Origin of the sequence: Pseudonocardia sp. NPDC049635, from assembly GCF_040659795.1 — a bacterium.
GTDB lineage: Bacteria > Actinomycetota > Actinomycetes > Mycobacteriales > Pseudonocardiaceae > Pseudonocardia.
In genome coordinates this window covers 55,359-72,568 of the sequence record NZ_JBFAON010000014.1, presented here as the reverse complement: position 1 = coordinate 72,568, position 17,210 = coordinate 55,359, and the positions used below count along the sequence as shown (strand labels likewise).

2 protein-coding genes are annotated in these 17,210 nt (G+C 77.7%); both read right to left on the bottom strand.

Annotated features, from left to right (window positions below; translation table 11 throughout):
• Positions 1-24 precede the first annotated feature (24 nt).
• The gene (locus AB0J24_RS17880; RefSeq protein WP_358682604.1) at positions 25-4,800 is read right to left on the bottom strand and encodes a beta-ketoacyl synthase N-terminal-like domain-containing protein; all 4,776 of its coding nucleotides are present in this window, start codon (positions 4,798-4,800) and stop codon (positions 25-27) included.
• Entirely contained in the window at positions 4,797-16,919 is a 12,123-nt protein-coding gene (locus AB0J24_RS17875; RefSeq protein ID WP_358682603.1) for a type I polyketide synthase, read from the bottom strand. The genes AB0J24_RS17880 and AB0J24_RS17875 overlap by 4 nt, the downstream gene beginning before the upstream one ends.
• Positions 16,920-17,210 lie beyond the last annotated feature (291 nt).

Below are 17,210 nucleotides of genomic sequence, written 5' to 3'. Positions count from 1 at the left end.
GGTGTGCCGGGCGCGGCCGCGGGGTCACGCGGTCCGGCCCAGCTCGTCGTCGAGCAGCGCGAACATCTCGTCGTCGGTGGCCCCCCGCAGGGGGTCGGCGGGGGCGGTGTCGGTCGTACCCGTGGCGTCGGCGGCGTCGCTGTCGTTCACGACCTCGGACGCGTGCTCCCAGTCCCGCAGCAGCTCGCGCAGCCGGGCGGTCACCGCGGTGCGGTCGTCGGCGTCGAGGTCCAGCCCGTCGAGCAGGTCGGCGAGCCCGTCGATGCCCTCCCCCGCACGCCGCGCGGCGTCGCGGGCCCCCGCTCCGGCGAGCCGGCCCACTACGTGGTCGGTGAGGGCGTCCACGTCGGGGTGGTCGAAGGCGGTGGTGACCGGCAGATCCAGCCCGGTGGCCGCCGCGACGGCATTGCGCAGCGCGACCGCGGTGAGGGAGTCGACCCCGAGGTCACGGAAGGAACGTCCCGCCGGGAGCGCGTCCCCCGTGCCGAAACCGAGCGCGGTCGCGACCTGGTCGGCGACGGCGGCGCGCACGGTGCGCCGGGCCGTCCCCGGGTCGACGCCGGCGATCCGCGCGGCCAGGTCCGGACCCCGGCGGGCGGGGTCCGCGACCGGCTCGGCGAGCTCGGCCAGTACCGGGGGGACCGGGCCACCGGCGGTGTAGCGCTCCCAGTCGACGTCGCCGACCACGACACCGTCACCGGGGTCGGCGGCCAGCAGGCGGCGCAGCTCGCGGGTCGCGGCGGCCCGGTCGATCGGCGGGCAGCCGCGAGCGGACAGGACGGCCGCGGTCGCCGGGTCGACGCTGCCGGCGCCGGGGGCATCGGCCGCGTCCGGTGCCCAGGCCGTCCACATCGCGGCGGTGACGGGCAGGCCCGCCGCGCGGCGGGCGCGGGCCAGCGCGAGCAGCCCGGCCGACGCCGCCGACCGCCCCCACGACCCGGGAGCGCCGAGCACCCCGGCCAGTGCGGGGAACAGCACGAAGGCATCGAGGTCCGCGGCGGCTGTGTGCCCGCGGGTCAGCTCGTCGAGCACGGCGGCGCCGCCCAGCGCAGGGGCGACGACGTCCTCGGCGGTCGCCGCCGCAGCGTCCGGTACCCCCGCGGCATGGACGACCGCGCGCAGCGGCCGGTCGGCAGGGATCGCGTCCAGGACCCCGGCGACCGCCGCACGGTCGGTGACGTCGACGGCCGCCACCTCGACCTGCGCGCCGCCGGCGCGCAGCTCGCCGACCAGCTCCGCAGCGCCCGGGCTCGCTGTGCCGCGGCGCCCGAGCAGGACCAGGCGCCCGGCGCCGGCCTCGGCCGCCAGCCGGGCGGCGTGTGCGCCGAGCGCGCCGAACGCCCCGGTGACCAGCACCGTTCCGTCCGGGCGCCACCAGCCGCCGGAACCGGTGCCGGTGGCGTCGGCCGCGAGCCGGGCCACCCGGACGCCGTCCGGGCGCACCGCCCACCGCTCCCCGGTGTCGTCGGTGAGCAGGGCAACGAGCCGGTCGGCCGGTGCCGGCCCCGAGCCGGGCTCCGTGCCGGCGGCGGGGAGGTCGACATGGCCGCCGAACAGGTCGGGCTCCCCGGCCTCGGCGGCCGCGACGACCCCGGCGAGCGCCCCCGCGGCGGTCCCGCCGAGCGGGTGACCGGTCGCGGCGGCGCCGTGGGTGACCCACCAGGTCCGCAGCGGGGGGGCGGCGGCCCAGCGGAGCATCCCGGCGAGGCCGTGCGGGACGCCGGGCCGGTCGGGACGGTCGGAGTCGGCGGTGCCGAGCAGCACGACCGCACCCCGCACGTCGTCGGCGCCCTCGAGCGCGGCCGCCACGGCCGCCTCCAGGGTCGTGCCGTCGGTGGGGGCGCCGTCGGCGTCCAGGAGCAGCGTCCGGGTCAGCGCGCCCGCGGTGACGAGTGCGTCGCGGACCGGCACCACCGGCGTGCGGTGGCCGGCTGCGTCGACGAGTAGCCAGGTGCCCGACGGCCGTCCGGTGGGTTCGGGCCGGGACCGCCAGTGCAGGCGCCAGCGCGCGACCGCGGTGTCACCGGTGCGGGCCGAGGGCCGCGAGGTGTACCAGAACCGCTCCCGCTGGAACGGGTAGGTGGGCAGGTCGACCCGGCGCGGGACCCGGTCGGCGCCGGTGGCGGACCAGTCGACCTCGGCGCCGGCCACCCAGGCCTCGGCGAACGAGTGCAGCAGCCGTGCCACGCCGCCGTCACCGCGGCGCAGGGTGCCCACGGTCGTGACGTCGGGTGTCCCGGCGGCCTCCGCGGTCGCCCGTAGCGCGGTGGCCAGCACCGGGTGCGGGGTGGTCTCGACGAACATCCGGTGCCCGCGGTCGAGCGCGACACGGGTGGCGTCGGCCAGACGGACCGGCTGCCGCAGGTTGCGGACCCAGTATCCGGCGCCGAGCGTCGTGCCACGGACCGGCTCCCCCGTCACCGTCGAGTACAGCGGCACGGTGGTGTCGCGGGGCGCGATGCCGTCGAGCTCGGTGAGGAGCCTGCCGGTGAGCACCTCCACGGCCGGGGAATGGGACGCGTAGTCGACGTCGATCCACCAGGTCCGGACGTCGCGCGCCGCGCACGTCTCGCGTACCGCGGTCAGCGCGGCGACCGTCCCGGCGAGCACCGTGGAGCCGGGGCCGTTCTCGGCGGCCACCGAGACCTCGGCGTCCACGGCCGCGGCGAGGTCCGCCGCCGCGCCCGGGGCGGCGGCGACGGTCAGCATCGAGCCGCTGCCGGCGATGGCGGTGAGTGCCCGCGAGCGGACCGCGCACACCCGGGCGGCGTCGTCGAGGGTCAGCGCCCCGGCGACATGCGCGGCGGCGATCTCGCCCTGCGAGTGGCCGATCACGCCGGTGGGCTCGACGCCGTGCGCGCGCCAGGTCCCGGCCAGCGCGACCATCACCGCGAACAGCAGCGGCTGCACGACGTCTACCCGGTCGGCGGCCGGTCCCGTACCGTGCAGCGCGGCCCGCAGGTCGAGGTCGGTGTGTGCGCCGAGCGCATCGAGGCAGGCGTCCATGCGCTCCCGGAAGGCGGGGACGGCGGCCATGAGCTCCACCGCCATTCCGGTCCACTGCGAGCCCTGCCCGGGGAACACGAACACCGGCCGGGCCGGGCGCGCGGCGGTACCCAGCACGACCGCGGGGCCGTTCGGGTCGTCGTGGGCCGGCAGCCCGGCGAGGGTCGCAGGGCCGGGGTCGGCGACCCGGTCGAGGCCGGACCGCAGCTCGTCCGGCCGGGTGCCGAGCACCACCGCCCGGTCCTCGAAGGCGGTGCGGTTCGCGAGCGCGGCCGCGATGTCGTGCGGGTCGGTGCCCACGGTCCCGGCGTCCCAGGCCCTGGCCAGCGCGGCAGCCTGGGCGCCGCGAGCGGCCGGGCCACGACCCGCGAGCGGCCACGCCCGCGGCTGCGGGGGCGCGTCGCCTGCCGGCTCGGCCTCCGGCTCGGCCTGCTCCAGGACGAGGTGGGCGTTGGTACCGCTGATCCCGAAGGCGGAGACCCCGGCACGGCGGGGCCGTCCGGTGTCCGGCCAGTCGCGGGCCTGCAACAGCAGCTCGACGGCGCCGGTCGACCACGGCACACCGGTGGAGGGTGCGTCGACGTGCAGGGTGCGGGCGAGCCGGCCGTGCTGCAGCGCGAGCACCGTCTTGATCACGCTGCCGGCGCCGGCGGCGGCCTGGGTGTGACCGATGTTGGACTTCACCGAACCGAGGTGGAGCGGCCGGGCCGGGTCGCGGTCGCGGCCGTAGGTGGCCAGCAGCGCGCCGGCCTCGATCGGGTCGCCGAGACGGGTGCCGGTGCCGTGCGCCTCGACCGCGTCGACGTCGGCGGGTGTCAGGCCCGCGTCGGCCAGCGCGGCGCGCACGACGCGCTGCTGGGCGGGTCCGTTGGGCGCGGTCATGCCGTGCGAGGCACCGTCGCAGTTCCACGCCGACCCGCGCAGGACGGCCAGCACCCGGTGGCCGCGCTCGCGGGCCGCGGACAGCGGTTCGAGCAGGACGAGACCGGCGCCCTCGCCCCAGCCGGTGCCGTCGGCGGCGTCGGCGAAGGACTTGCAGCGCCCGTCGGGGGCGAGCCCGCCCTGTTTGGCGAACTCGGCGAACACGCCGGGGGTGGACATGACCGCGACCCCGCCGGCGAGCGCGGCCGTGCAGTCCCCGCGGCGAAGCGCCTGCGCGGCCAGGTGCATCGCCACCAGCGACGAGGAGCAGGCGGTGTCGAAGCTCATCGACGGGCCCTCGGTGCCGAGCAGGTAGCTGATCCGCCCGGACAGCACGCTGGTGACGGTGCCGGTGAGCAGGTGCCCGCCGAGCTCCTCGGGGGCGTCCAGGAGGTCGCCGCCGTACTGGAACGACGTGCCGCCGACGAACACCCCGGTGGCGGTGCCGCGCAGCGTGCGGGGGTCGATGCCGGCGTGCTCGACGGTCTCCCACGCCACCTCCAGCAGCAACCGCTGCTGGGGGTCCATCGCCCGGGCCTCGCGCGGGGTGACCCCGAAGAAGCCGGCGTCGAACTCCGCGGCGTCGTCGAGGAACGCGCCTCGGCCGGGGACGGTGGTGTCGGCGGACAGCGCGGCCAGGTCCCAGCCGCGGTCGGTGGGGAACGGTCCGACGGCGTCGCGCTCGGCGATCACCAGGTCCCACAGGTCCTGCGGTGAGCGGACCCCGCCGGGGAATCGGCAGCCCATCCCGACCACGGCGATCGGTTCGTGCGCCGCCCGCTCCACCTCGGCCAGCCGGGTCCGGGTCCGGTGCAGGTCGGCGGTCACCCGGCGCAGGTACTCCAGCAACCGGTCCTGTTCTGTCGTGGTCATGCGCTCCCCCACTCGTCGATCATCTGGAAGAGCTCGTCGGCCGAGGCGGTGCTCAGCCGGGAGCCGGTGTCGGCACCACCGGGAGCACCGTGGCGCCCGTTGCCCTCCGGCGCGGGTCCGGGGTCGCTCAGGGCGGCGGCGAGCTGCCGCATCCGGTCGGCCAGCGCGGCAGCCAGCGCCGTGTCGGCGACCAGCTCGGGCAGCGCGGACTCGACCCGGTCGAGCTCGGCGAACACAGGCAGGGCGGGCCCGTCGGCCGGGTCCCCCACCAGCTCTTCGAGCAGTGCGGTGGTCAGCAGCGCCGGGTCGGGGTGGTCGAACACGGCCGCCGCACCCAGCGCGACGCCGGTGACGGCCGCGATGCGGTCGCGCAGCTCGACGGCCATCAGGGAGTCGAACCCGAGGTCGGCGAATCCGCGGTCGGGGTCGACGTCGGCGGCGCAGGCGTGCCCGAGGACCGCTGCCGACTCGGCGCGCACCAGGTCGAGGACGAGCGAGCGCTGCTCCGCCGCGGGCAGGGTCGCCAGCCGCTCTGCGAGCACCGGTTCGGCGGCGGCCGCCGCTGCGGGCACCGGCGGGTCCTGCGCGGCTCGTTCCGCGGCCTCGGGCAGCGCGTCGAGCAACGGCCGCCGACCGGCAGCGGTGTAGCCGACGACGAAGCGCGGCCAGTCGACGTCGGCGACGACGGGGACCGGGTCCGGTCCGCCGACGACGGCCGCGAGCGCGTCGAGGGCGAGGGCCGGGTCCATCGGGCGCAGCCCCCGGCGGTGAAGGTGCTCGGCCACCCCGAGCCCGGTGATCATGCCGGAGTCGGCCCAGGGGCCCCAGGCGACGGAGGTGGCGGCCTGGCCGCGGACGCGCCTGGCGGTGGCGAGGCCGTCCAGGGCCGCGTTGGCGGCCGCGTAGCCGGCCTGACCGCCGCTGCCCCAGGTCGCGGCGACCGAGGAGAACAGCACGAACGCATCGAGGTCCCGGTCGGCGCAGGCGGCGTCGAGTGCGAGCGCGCCGCCGACCTTGCCGGCGAGCACGCGGGCGAGCGCGGCCGCGTCGGTCCCGGCGAGGTCACCGAACCCGCCGGTGCCCGCGGCGTGCACCACGGCGGTGAGCGCGTCGCCGTCGTCGTCGATCCGCTCCAGGAGCGCGGTGACGGCCGCGGCGTCGGCGGTGTCGCAGGCGACGACGGTGGCGCGGGCACCGGCCCGCTCGATGTCGGCGACGAGTTCCCGGGCACCCGGCGCGTCCGGGCCGCGCCGCCCGGCCAGCACCACGTGCTCTGCCCCGGCGCCGGCGGCCCAGCGGGCGACGTGCCCGCCGAGCGCCCCGGTCCCCCCGGTGACGAGCACGGTGCCGCGCGGCGTCCATCCCGGACCGTCGCCGTCCGGCGCGGGGCGGACCAGCCGCGGCACGTGCACGGTCTCCCCGCGCAGCGCGACCTGGTCCTCGGCGCCACCGGCGGCCCGGTCGGCGAGGGCCGGGACCAGTCCGGCCGGGGCGGGCGTCGCGGGCTCTCCCGCCGGCAGGTCGACGATCCCGCCCCAGTGGGAGGGGATCTCCAGCGACAGCGTGCGGGCCAGCCCCCACAGCGCAGCCTGGTGCGGGCGGGCGCCCTCCCCGGCCACGCCCACGCCGCCGCGGGTGACGACCCACAGCCGGGCTCCCGCGGCCGGGCCGCGGACGGCGCCGGCGAGCGCCCGCGCGGCGAGCACGGTGCCGGCGAGGCCGCGGGTGAGCCCGGGGCGACCCGGATCCGGGGTCTCGTCGAGCCCGAGCAGGCACAGCACATCGGTGACCGGGCTGCCGGCTGCGGCGGCCACGGCGTCGGCGATCCGTGCCGGGTCGTCGTCCGGGCCGGGTTGCTCGTCGCAGGTGACCACCCGGGTGCCGGCGGCGGACAGCGCCCGCTGCACCGCGAGGCCGGTGGCCGGGTCGGCGGACGGGCCGAGCACGACCCACAGCCCGTCCGGGCCACGGCCGCCTGCGGGTCGCACCGTCCGCCAGTCCAGGCGGTACGTCCGGCGTCCGGCGGCGGCCCGGCGGGTCCGCCGGTCGCGCCAGCGCGCCAGGTCGGGCAGCAGCGCGGCGAGGGGGCGGCCGGCGTCGAGTCCGGTGTGGTCCGCGAGCCCCCGGTGGTCGCCGTCACCGACGAGCTCCCAGAACCGGGCGTCATCGGCCGGGCCGGTGCCCGTCGCCTCGCCGGCCGTCGTACCGGGGGCCGGGGCGGGGTCGTACCAGTAGCGGCGCGGACGGAACCCGGTGGTGGGCAGGTCGGCGACGCCCGCGGGGCGGGCGGCGTCGCCGACCGGCTCGTGACCGTGCGCCCAGAGTGCGGCGACCGCGGAGCTGAGCGTGCGGGGCTCGTCGCGGTCGCGGCGCAGCGTCGGGACCCGCAGCGCGGCGGTCCCGGAGAGGCAGTCCCCGACGGCCGCGGTGAGCACGGCGTCCGGTCCGATCTCGACGAAGCGCGTGACACCGTCGGCCTCCAGAGCGGTGACGGCGTCGCGGAACCGGACGGTGTCGCGGGCGTGGGCCACCCAGTGCGCCGGGTCGGCGAGCGCGGCGGCGTCGATGCGCCCGCCGGTTCGGGTGGACACCAGGCCGATCCGGAGCGGGCCCGGTGTGAGCGCGTTCGCGACCCCGGCGAAGGCGTCCAGCACCGGGTCCATCAGCCGGGAGTGGAACGCGTGGCTGACCTGCAGGTCACGGGTGCGGATCCCGGCGTCCGCGCAGACGGCGCGCAGCGCGTCACAGGCGGCGCGCTCGCCGGCGACCACGGTCGCGTCCGGGCCGTTGACGGCGGCGACGTCCAGCACACCCGTCAGGCCGGCGAGCAGCTCGCGGGTGGTGTCCTCACCGGCCCGCAGCGAGAGCATGGCGCCACCGGCGGGGAGCTCGTCCATCAGCCTGCCCCGTCCGGTGATCAGGGCGGCCGCGTCGTCGAGTGTGAGGCCGCCGGCGCAGTGGGCGGCGGCGATCTCGCCGATCGAGTGACCGGCGACCCGGTCCGGGCGGACCCCCCAGGCGTCGAGCACCCGGAACAGGGCGACCTCGAGTGCGAACAGGGCGGGCTGGGTCCAGCGGGTGCGGTGCAGGTCGGTGCCGTCGGTGACGACGTCGGCGAGCGGGCGCGGCAGGTGTGCGTCGAGCGCGGCGCGGACCTCGCGGTGCGCTTCGGCGAACTCCGGGCAGGCCGCGGCGAGGGCGTCGCCCATCCCGGCCCGTTGGGCGCCCTGCCCGGTGAACAGGAACGCGGTGCGGCCGTCACCGGTGGACCCGGTGACGACGGAACCGGCGGCGCCGTCACGGGCGAGCCCGGCCAGCCCGGCCCGCAGCTCGTCCCGGGTCCGGCCGAGCACGACGGCGCGGTGCGTGCCGTGTGTGCGGGTGGTGCGCAGGGCGTGCCCCAGCCGCGCCGGGTCGGCGGGGTCGGTGCCGGCGACGGCCGGGTGCCGGGCGAGCCGCGCAGCCTGGTCCCGGAGGTCCTCGGGTGAGCGGCCGGACAGCGGCCACGCCGGCACCGGCGGTGCGGGTGGCACCGGGGGTGACGACCGTGGTGCGGGTGGTGCCTGTTCCAGCACCACGTGGGCGTTGGTCCCGCCGATGCCGAACGCGGACACCGCGCCGAGCCGGGTGCCGTCGCGTTCGGGCCAGTCGACGCCGGTGGGGACGAGTTCGACGGCCCCACCGCTCCAGTCGACGTGCCCGGTGGGCTCCCCGGTGCGCGGGGTCGCCGGCAGGTGACCGTGCTGCATCGCGAGCAGCAGCTTGATCACACCGGTGGCGCCGGCCGCGGCCTGGGTGTGGCCGGTGTTGGCCTTGACCGACCCCATCCGCAGCGGGTGGCGGGGATCGCGGTCGCGGCCGTAGGTGGCGAGGACCGCGCCCGCCTCGATCGGGTCGCCGAGCCGGGTGCCGGTGCCGTGCGCCTCCAGCACGTCGACCTCGGCGGCGGCCACCCCCGCGCGGGCCAGCGCCTCGGTGACGACCCGCTGCTGGGACGGTCCGCTGGGTGCGGTGAGCCCGTTGGAGGCACCGTCGGAGTTGACCGCGGAGCCGCGGACGACACCGAGGACACGGTGCCCGTGTGCGCGGGCCCTCGACAGGTGCTCCAGCACCAGGACGGCGGCGCCCTCGCCCCACGCCGTGCCGTCCGCGTCGGCCGAGAACGGTTTGATCAGCCCGTCCGGGGCGAGCCCGCGCTGCCGGCTGAACTCGATCATCAGCCGGGGACTGGACATCACCGTGACCCCGCCCGCGAGGGCGACGGTGCACTCCCCTGCCCGCAGTGCCTGTGCGGCCAGGTGCAGTGCTACCAGTGACGACGAGCAGGCCGTGTCGACGGTGACCGCGGGGCCCTCGGTGCCGAGCAGGTAGGCGACCCGCCCGGAGGTGACGCTGGCGGCGGTGCCGGTGAGCAGGTAGCCCTCGAGCTCGGTGGAGCCGTCGCGGCCTGCGGTGTAGTCCTCACCGTTGGCACCCACGTAGATGCCGTAGCGCCGGCCGCGCACCGAGCCGGGTGCGATCCCGGTCCGTTCCAGGGCCTCCCACACCGTCTCCACCAGGATCCGCTGCTGGGGGTCCATGGCCAGCGCCTCGCGCGGGGCGATGCCGAAGAACTCGGCGTCGAAGTCGGCGGCGTCGGCCAGGAATCCGCCGCGCCTCACGTAGGTGGTGCCCGCCCGGTCGCCGTCGGGGTCGTAGAGGTCCGCGGGCCAGCCGCGGTCGGAGGGCAGGTCGACGACGCCGTCCCGGCCCGCCAGCAGCATCTCCCACAGGTCCTCGGGGGAACGGACCCCGCCGGGCAGCCTGCACGCGGTGCCGACGACGACCACCGGGTCCTCCTCGGCGGGGGCGGCCGGGGACGCCACGGCCCTGGCGGACGGGACCGCCGGGCCGGCGCCGGCGACGACCCGGCACAGCTCGTCGGCGAGCGCCCGCGGTGTCGGGTGGTCGAACACGGCGGTGGTCGGGAGCCGGTGCCCGGTGGCCGCGGCGAGCCGGTTGCGCAGCTCGACGGCGGTGAGCGAGTCACAGCCCGCGTCCCGGAACGACCGCTCCGGGGCGAGGTCGGCGGTGGTCAGGCCGAGGATCTCCGCGGCCAGCCCGCGGACCAGGTCGAGGGAGGCCGCGGCGCGGTCCTCGGCGGCGAGCCCGGACCAGTCCGAGACCGGTGGGTCGTCGTCGGTGCCGGGTACCGGGGTCCGGTCGGCCGGGCCGCCGCGCAGCGGTGGTGCGAGTTCCGTTGCCGGCCGGTGGGTGGTAGCCGCCCGGTCCAGGTGCAGCGGCAGCACGTGCGCGTACGGGCCGCCGGTGGCGGTGTCGAGGAGGTCGAGGGCGGGGCCGGTGGGCAGCGGCAGCAGCCCGTCGCGGGCCATCCGGGCGAGGTCGCGGTCGGCGAGGTGCTCGCTCATCCCGGTGCGCTCGTCCCAAAACCCCCAGGCGAGGGCGATGCCCGGCCGGCCCGCCGCGCGGCGGGCCGCGACCAGTGCGTCCAGGGCCGCGTTGGCGGCGGCGTAGGCGGCCTGCCCGGGGTTGCCGAGCGTCGCGACCATCGAGGAGAACACGATGAATGCCGTGACGTCACCGGCCAGCTCGTCGAGCAGCACCGCCGCGTCCACCTTGGGGCGCAGCGCGGTGTCGAGCCGTTGCGGGGTGAGCGCGGTGACCACGCCGTCGTCCAGCACACCCGCGGTGTGCACGACGCCGGTGAGCGGGCGGTCGCCGGGGACGGTGCGCAGCGCCGCGGTGAGCGCGACACGGTCGGCGACGTCGCAGGCCAGCAGGGTGGCCCGGGCACCAGCCCGCTCCAGCCGGGCGACCAGCTCGGTGGCTCCGGCGGCGTCCGGGCCGCGGCGCCCGAGCAACAACAGGTGCCGGACACCGTGCCGGGCGACCAGGTGCTCGGCGACCAGGCCGCCGAGGGTCCCGGTGGCCCCGGTGACCAGCACCGTCCCTCCGGTGAGGTCCGGGGGCGCCGGGACGGTGGGGGCGACGGTGGCGAGCCGGGGAACCAGTGCCCGGTCCCCGCGCAGCGCGACCTCCGGTTCGTCGTCGGGCAGCCGGTCCGGGAGCTGTGGGCCGACGGCCGGGTCGGTGTCGACGAGCAGGATGCGGCCGGGGTGCTCGGACCGGGCCGAGCGCAGCAGCCCCCAGACGGCGGCGCCCGCCGGGTCGGGGGCCTCACCGTCGGTGGCCGCGACCGCGCCGCTGGTCAGCACGAGCAGCCGGGTGTCGCCGGCGGCCGGGTCCGCCAGCAGCCGCTGCAGCACCTGCAGTGCCGTGGCCGTCGCCGCTCGCACGGCGTCCGGGACCGGGGTGTCCCCGCCCGGCCGCACGGTGTGGACCAGCAGGTCCGGCGGGTCGGTCCGGTCGTGTCCGCACGGCTCGCCCGCGCGGGCCCACCGCCCGGTGAGCGGCCGCGGGGCGGGACCCGGCACCCAGTCCAACCGGTGCAGCGCGGGCCCGGTCGGGCGGGCGGTCGCGGACGGGGTGATCCAGTACTCCTCCCCTGCGAACGGGTAGGTGGGCAGGGTGGGCGGATGCGGAGCCCGCGGGCTGAACGGATGGTCGTGGACCGGGGCCGGCGGTGCGCCCGCCACCTGGGTCCGGGCCCAGGCGCGGGCGAAAGCGGCGAGGTCGCTGTCGTCGCGGTGCAGGGTCGGCAGCGTCGCCACGGCGTCCCCGGCAACGGCGTCCACGGTCTCGGAGACGACCGGCAGCAGCACCGGGTGCGGGCCGACCTCGAGGAGCAGGTCGTGCCCGTCGCCCAGCGCAACCTCGACGGTCGCGTGCAGCTCCACGGTGCGGCGCAGGTTCGCCACCCAGTACGCGGCGTCGAGCGGTGTCTCCGGGCCGAGTTCGGCGGCGTGCACGGTCGAGTACATCGGGACGACCGGTGGCCGGGGTGTGATCGGGGCGAGGTCGTCGAGGATCCGGTCGGCGATCGACTCGATGTGAGCGGAGTGCGAGGCGTAGTCGACCGGGACCCGCCGGACCCGGACGCCGTCCCCGTCCAGTGCGGCCTGCAACCGTCCGACGGCGTCCGCGGAACCGGAGACGACGACCGATCGGGCCCCGTTGTGCGCGGCCAGCGCGAGGCCCGGCTCGGTGTCCAGCCAGGGGGTGATCTCGTCACGGCCGAGCCCGACCGACAGCATTGCTCCGTCGCCCGCGATCCGGCGGACGGCGCGGGCCCGCAGCGCGACCACCCGGGCGGCGTCCGGCAGGGACAGTGCACCGGCGACATGGGCGGCGGCGATCTCCCCCTGGGAGTGCCCGATCACGGCGGCGGGCTCGACGCCGCAGGCCCGCCAGGTGGCGGCCAGCGCCACCATCATCGCGAACAGGGCGGGTTGGACGGTCTCCACCCGCTCCAGCCAGCCGTCGTCGTCGCCGGTGAGCACCTCGACGAGGTCCTCGTCGAGGTAGGGGGCCATGGCGGCGGCGCACCGGTCCAGCTCGGCCGCGAACACCGGGCTCTCCCGGTACAGCGCACGGCCCATCGGCGCCCACTGGGCGCCCTGGCCGGGAAAGACGAACACCACCCCGGCCCGCGCCGGGCCGGTGCCGCGCAGCACGGTGGCCGGGTCGGGGCGGCCGTCGGCGAGCCCGCGCAGACCGCCCAGGAGCGCGTCCCGGTCGTGGCCGAGTACGACGGCTCGGTGGGGGAACCAGGTGCGGCCGTACGCGGTGCCCGCGGCGACGGCTGTGGCGGTGAGCCCGGCCGGGTCGGCGTCGACGGCGTCGGCGAGACGGCGGGCGCTGTCGGCCAGCGCCTGCGGGTCGCGGGCGGACACCCGCCAGGCCAGTGGCCCGGCAGGGGCGGGCGTGGCGGACGGTGAGGCCGCCGGGGCCTCCTCGACGACGAGGTGGGCGTTGGTGCCCGAGATCCCGAACGAGGACACCCCGGCGCGGCGCGGACGGCCGGGGTCCGGCCAGTCCGTGGCTGTGGTGAGCAGCCGCACCCCGTTCCACTCGACGAGCTCGCTGGGCCGCTCGGCGTGCAGGGTGGCGGGCAGCACGCGGTGCTGCAGCGCCAGCACCATCTTGATCAACCCGGCGACGCCGGCCGCGGCCTGGGTGTGCCCGATGTTGGACTTGAGCGAGCCCAGCCCGAGCGGGGCTCCGGTTCGGCCGGTGCCGTAGACCTCGACCAGCGCCTGGGCCTCGATCGGGTCGCCGAGCCGGGTGCCGGTGCCGTGCGCCTCGACCGCGTCGACGCCGTCGGGGCCGATCCCGGACGCGTCGAGCGCCGCGCGCAGCACGGCCTGCTGGGCGAGACCGCTGGGTGCGGTGAGCCCGTTGGAGGCTCCGTCGGAGTTCACCGCCGAGCCGCGCAGCACCGCCAGGACCGGGTGCCCGCAGGCCCGGGCCACCGACAGCCGCTCCAGGACGACGACACCCGCGCCCTCGGCCCAGCCGGTGCCGTCGGCGTCTGCGGAGAAGGCCCGGCAGCGGCCGTCCGCGGAGAGCCCACGCTGGCGGCTCATCTCGACGAACATGCCGGGCCCGGACAGCACGGCGACACCGCCCGCAACGGCCGCGGTGACCTCGCCGGAGCGCACCGCGCGGGCGGCAAGGTCGATCGCCACCAGCGACGACGAGCATGCAGTGTCCACTGTGAGCGCCGGTCCGCGCAGCCCGAGGGTGTAGGCGACCCGGCCGGACACCACGCTGGGGGTGGTTCCGGTCAGCACGTAGCCCTGGGTGCGGTCGTCCCCGGCGTCGGGCCGCGGCCCGTACTCGCCCGCGGTCGCGCCGAGGTAGACCCCGACCCGCTCGCCGTCCCAGCTGTGCGGCGGTATCCCGGCGCGTTCCAAGGCCTCCCAGGTGGTCTCCAGCACCAGCCGCTGCTGCGGGTCCATCGCCCTCGCCTCGCGGGCGGAGATCCCGAAGAAGGGGGCGTCGAACCGGGCGACGCCGGTCAGGAAGCCACCGCGGCGGGCGTAGCTGGTGCCCGGGGTGTCCGGGTCGTCGTCGAACAGCGTGCCGAGGTCCCAGCCCCGGTCGGCCGGGAAGTCCCCGGTGACGTCGCGCCGCCCGGCGACGACGGCCCACAGCTGCTGCGGGGTCTCGACACCGCCGGGGAACCGGCAGCCCATCCCGACGATCACCACCGGGTCGTCGTCCGTGGCCGGGTCCACCGCGCCGCCCGGGGTGACGGCGGTGGGGGCGCGCCCGCCGCCGTGGCGTGCGGCGAGGTGCTCGGCGAGGGTCCCGGGCCGGGGGTGGTCGAACAGCAGGGACGCGGGCAGCGGCACCCCGAGCGCGGCGCCGAGCCGGTCCCGCAGCTCGACGGCACCGAGCGAGTCGACACCGAGCTCGCCGAAGGTGAGGTCCGGGTCGACGTCGGTGGCCGCCGGATGGCCGAGGACGCTCGCGGCAGTACCGCGCACGAGCTCCAGCGCGATCCGGATGCGGTGCGCGGCGCCGGTCCCCGCGCGCAGCCGGGCCATGGCCGGGGTGTCCTCCGTCCGGTCCCCGTCCGGTGCGTTCTCCCCGGCGGTGTCGGTGACCGCCGGGCCGGCGACGCCCGGTGCGGTGTCGACGGGCTCCGGCAGCCAGTACCGGGACCGCTGGAAGGCGTAACCCGGCAGCGGCACCCGGCGCCCGCCGCGGCCGTCGAACAGCGCGGCGGGGTCGAGCTGAGCGCCGTGCGCGTGCAGTGCGCCGACCGCGGTGAGCAACGTCCGGGGCTCGGGCCGGTCGTGCCGCTGCGCGGCGACGACCACGGCCGGGCCGGAGCCGGTGAGGCAGTCCCGGACCGCAGCGGTGAGCCCGGCGGTGGGCCCGACCTCGCACCAGCGGGTGGTACCCAGCTCCTCCACCGCGGTGACGGCGTCGGCGAACCGGACGGCGTCGCGGGCGTGGCGCACCCAGTACCCCGGATCGGTGATCTCGGCCCCCACCGGCGCACCGGTGACCGCCGAGACCAATCCGCGGTTCGGGACCTGCAGATCGAGCCCGGCGACGACCTCGGCGAACCGGTCGAGCGCGGGGTCCATCAGCGGGGAGTGGAAGGCGTGACTGACCGGCAGTCTGCGGTGCCGCAACCCGCCCGCCGCGGCCCACCCGGCGATCTCGTCGACCGCCGCGGCGGTGCCGGAGACGACGCAGGCGGCCGGCCCGTTGACCGCGGCGACGGCGACGTCCCGGCGGCCGACGAGCCGGTCGGCGAGCTCCGCCTCGGGCACGGCCACGGCCAGCATCGCGCCGCCTGCGGGAAGCTCGTCCATCAGCCGGCCGCGTGCGGTGACCAGCACGCAGGCGTCGCGCAGGGACAGCACGCCGGCCAGCTGAGCGGCGGCGATCTCGCCGACCGAGTGCCCGAGCAGGTGGTCGACGGCCACACCGCGGTCGAGCAGGGTCCTGGCCAGTGCCACGCCGTGTGCGAACAAGGCGGGTTGCGTCCAGCGGGTCCGGTCGAGCGCGCCGTCGCCGCCGGTGCCCAACACCGGGCGCAGCGGCCGGGGCAGGTGCTCGTCCAGCGCTGCGCAGACGGTGTCCAGGTGGCGGTCGAACACCGGGTCCGCGGCGGCCAGACCGGTCCCCATGCCGGGTCGCTGCGAGCCTTGCCCGCTGAACACGAACGCGGTCGTCCCGTCCGTGGCCCGCCCGGTGACGACGTGCTCGGCGGGCTCACCCGCCGCCAGCGCGCGCAGCCCCGCGGTCAGCTCGGCCCGGTCCTGCGCGACCACGGCGGCCCGGTGCCTCAGGGCGGTGCGGGTGGTGGCGGCGGAGCGGGCCAGGTCGGCGAGCCCGTCTTCCGCGCCTCCCTCGAGATGCTCGGCGAGCCGGGCGGCCTGCACACGCAACCCGGCTGCGGTCGCACCGGACACCGCCACCAGGTGCGGCCCGTCGGTCCGCGGGCCCCCGGTCGGCTCGGCGGTGGCGGGAACCGGCGGAGCCTCGTCGACGACCAGGTGGCAGTTGCTGCCGCCCATCCCGACGGAGCTGACCGCCCCGCGCAGTCCCTCGTCCGGCCGCGGCCATCCGGACCGTTCGGTGCCCACCCGCAACCCGCTGCCGCGCAGCACCGGGTGCGGGGTGCGGTGATGCAGCGACGGCGGCAGCGAGCGGTGGTGCACGGCCAGCGCCAGTTTCAGCAGCCCGGCGATGCCGGCGGCGCCCTCCAGGTGCCCGATGTTGGTCTTCACCGACCCGACGACGAGCGGCTCTCCTGCCGGGCGTCCGGCGCCGAGCTCGGCGGCGAGCGCAGCGGCCTCGACGGGGTCACCGACCGCGGTGCCGGTGCCGTGCAGCTCGACGTACTGCACCCGGTGCGGGTCACCGCCCGCGCGCCGGTGCGCGACCCGCACCACCTCACGCTGGCCCTCGACGCTGGGCACGGTCGGAGCCGGCCCGCCGCCGTCGTTGTTGACCGCGCCCGCAGTGATCACGCAGTACACCCGGTCGCCCGCCGCCACGGCGTCGGCCAGCGGGCGCAGCAGCACCGCACCGCCGCCCTCGCCGCGGGCGTAGCCGTCGGCGTCGGCGTCCAGGGTCGCGCACCGCCCGTGCGGGGACAGTGCGCCGAACGCCGACGTCGCCTCGTCCCCGGCCGGGTCCAGGTTGAGGTGCACGCCGCCCGCCAGTGCGAGCCCGGCCTCCCCGCCCCGTAGCGCCGCGCAGGCCGCGTGCACCGCGGTCAGCGAGGACGACTGCCCGGTGTCGACGACCATGCTGGGACCGTGCAGCCCGAGCGCGTGTGACAGCCTGCCGGCGATCATGGTGCGGTGCAGTCCCGGTAAGGTGTGCCGGTCGGGCGCGGCACCGTCTCTGCTGAGCAGTGCGGCGTAGCCGTCGGCCATCGCCCCGAACCACACCCCGACGCGCCGCCCGGCGACCGCCCCCGGGACGATCCCGGCGTCCTCGAACGCCTCCCAGCCCAGCTCCAGGGCGAGCCGCTGCTGCGGGTCGGTGGCTGCCGCAGCCCGGGGGGACATCCCGAAGAAGGCGGCGTCGAACCGCTCCACGGCATCGAGGTAGCCCGCGCGGAGCGCCGGCCCGGCGGGGCGGCGGCCGGGCGGCGGTCCCGACAGCGCGTCGACGCCGTCGCACAGCAACCGCCAGAACTCCGCCGGGTCGGCGGCGCCCGGCAGCCGGCACGCCATCCCGACCACGGCGATCGGTCCCGCACCGTTTCCATGACCCGTTTCTGACACGACTCCCCCGACGATTGTCCGTACGCTCGGCCCGGACCGGACGGAACAGGATTCGCGGCCCGCCGACACGGTGATCGACAACTGCGGACGCTATGTCGGAACCCACCCCTAACCTCAACCCCTAACGCCCCCGCCGGCCCGCCGCCGCGCGCGGGACCACCCCTGTCCACCCCCGGAAAGCAGGTCACAGGGTCTCCCGGCGGCCGAATCGCCCCTAGGGTCGGGCCCGGCACACCACGGACCGAACAG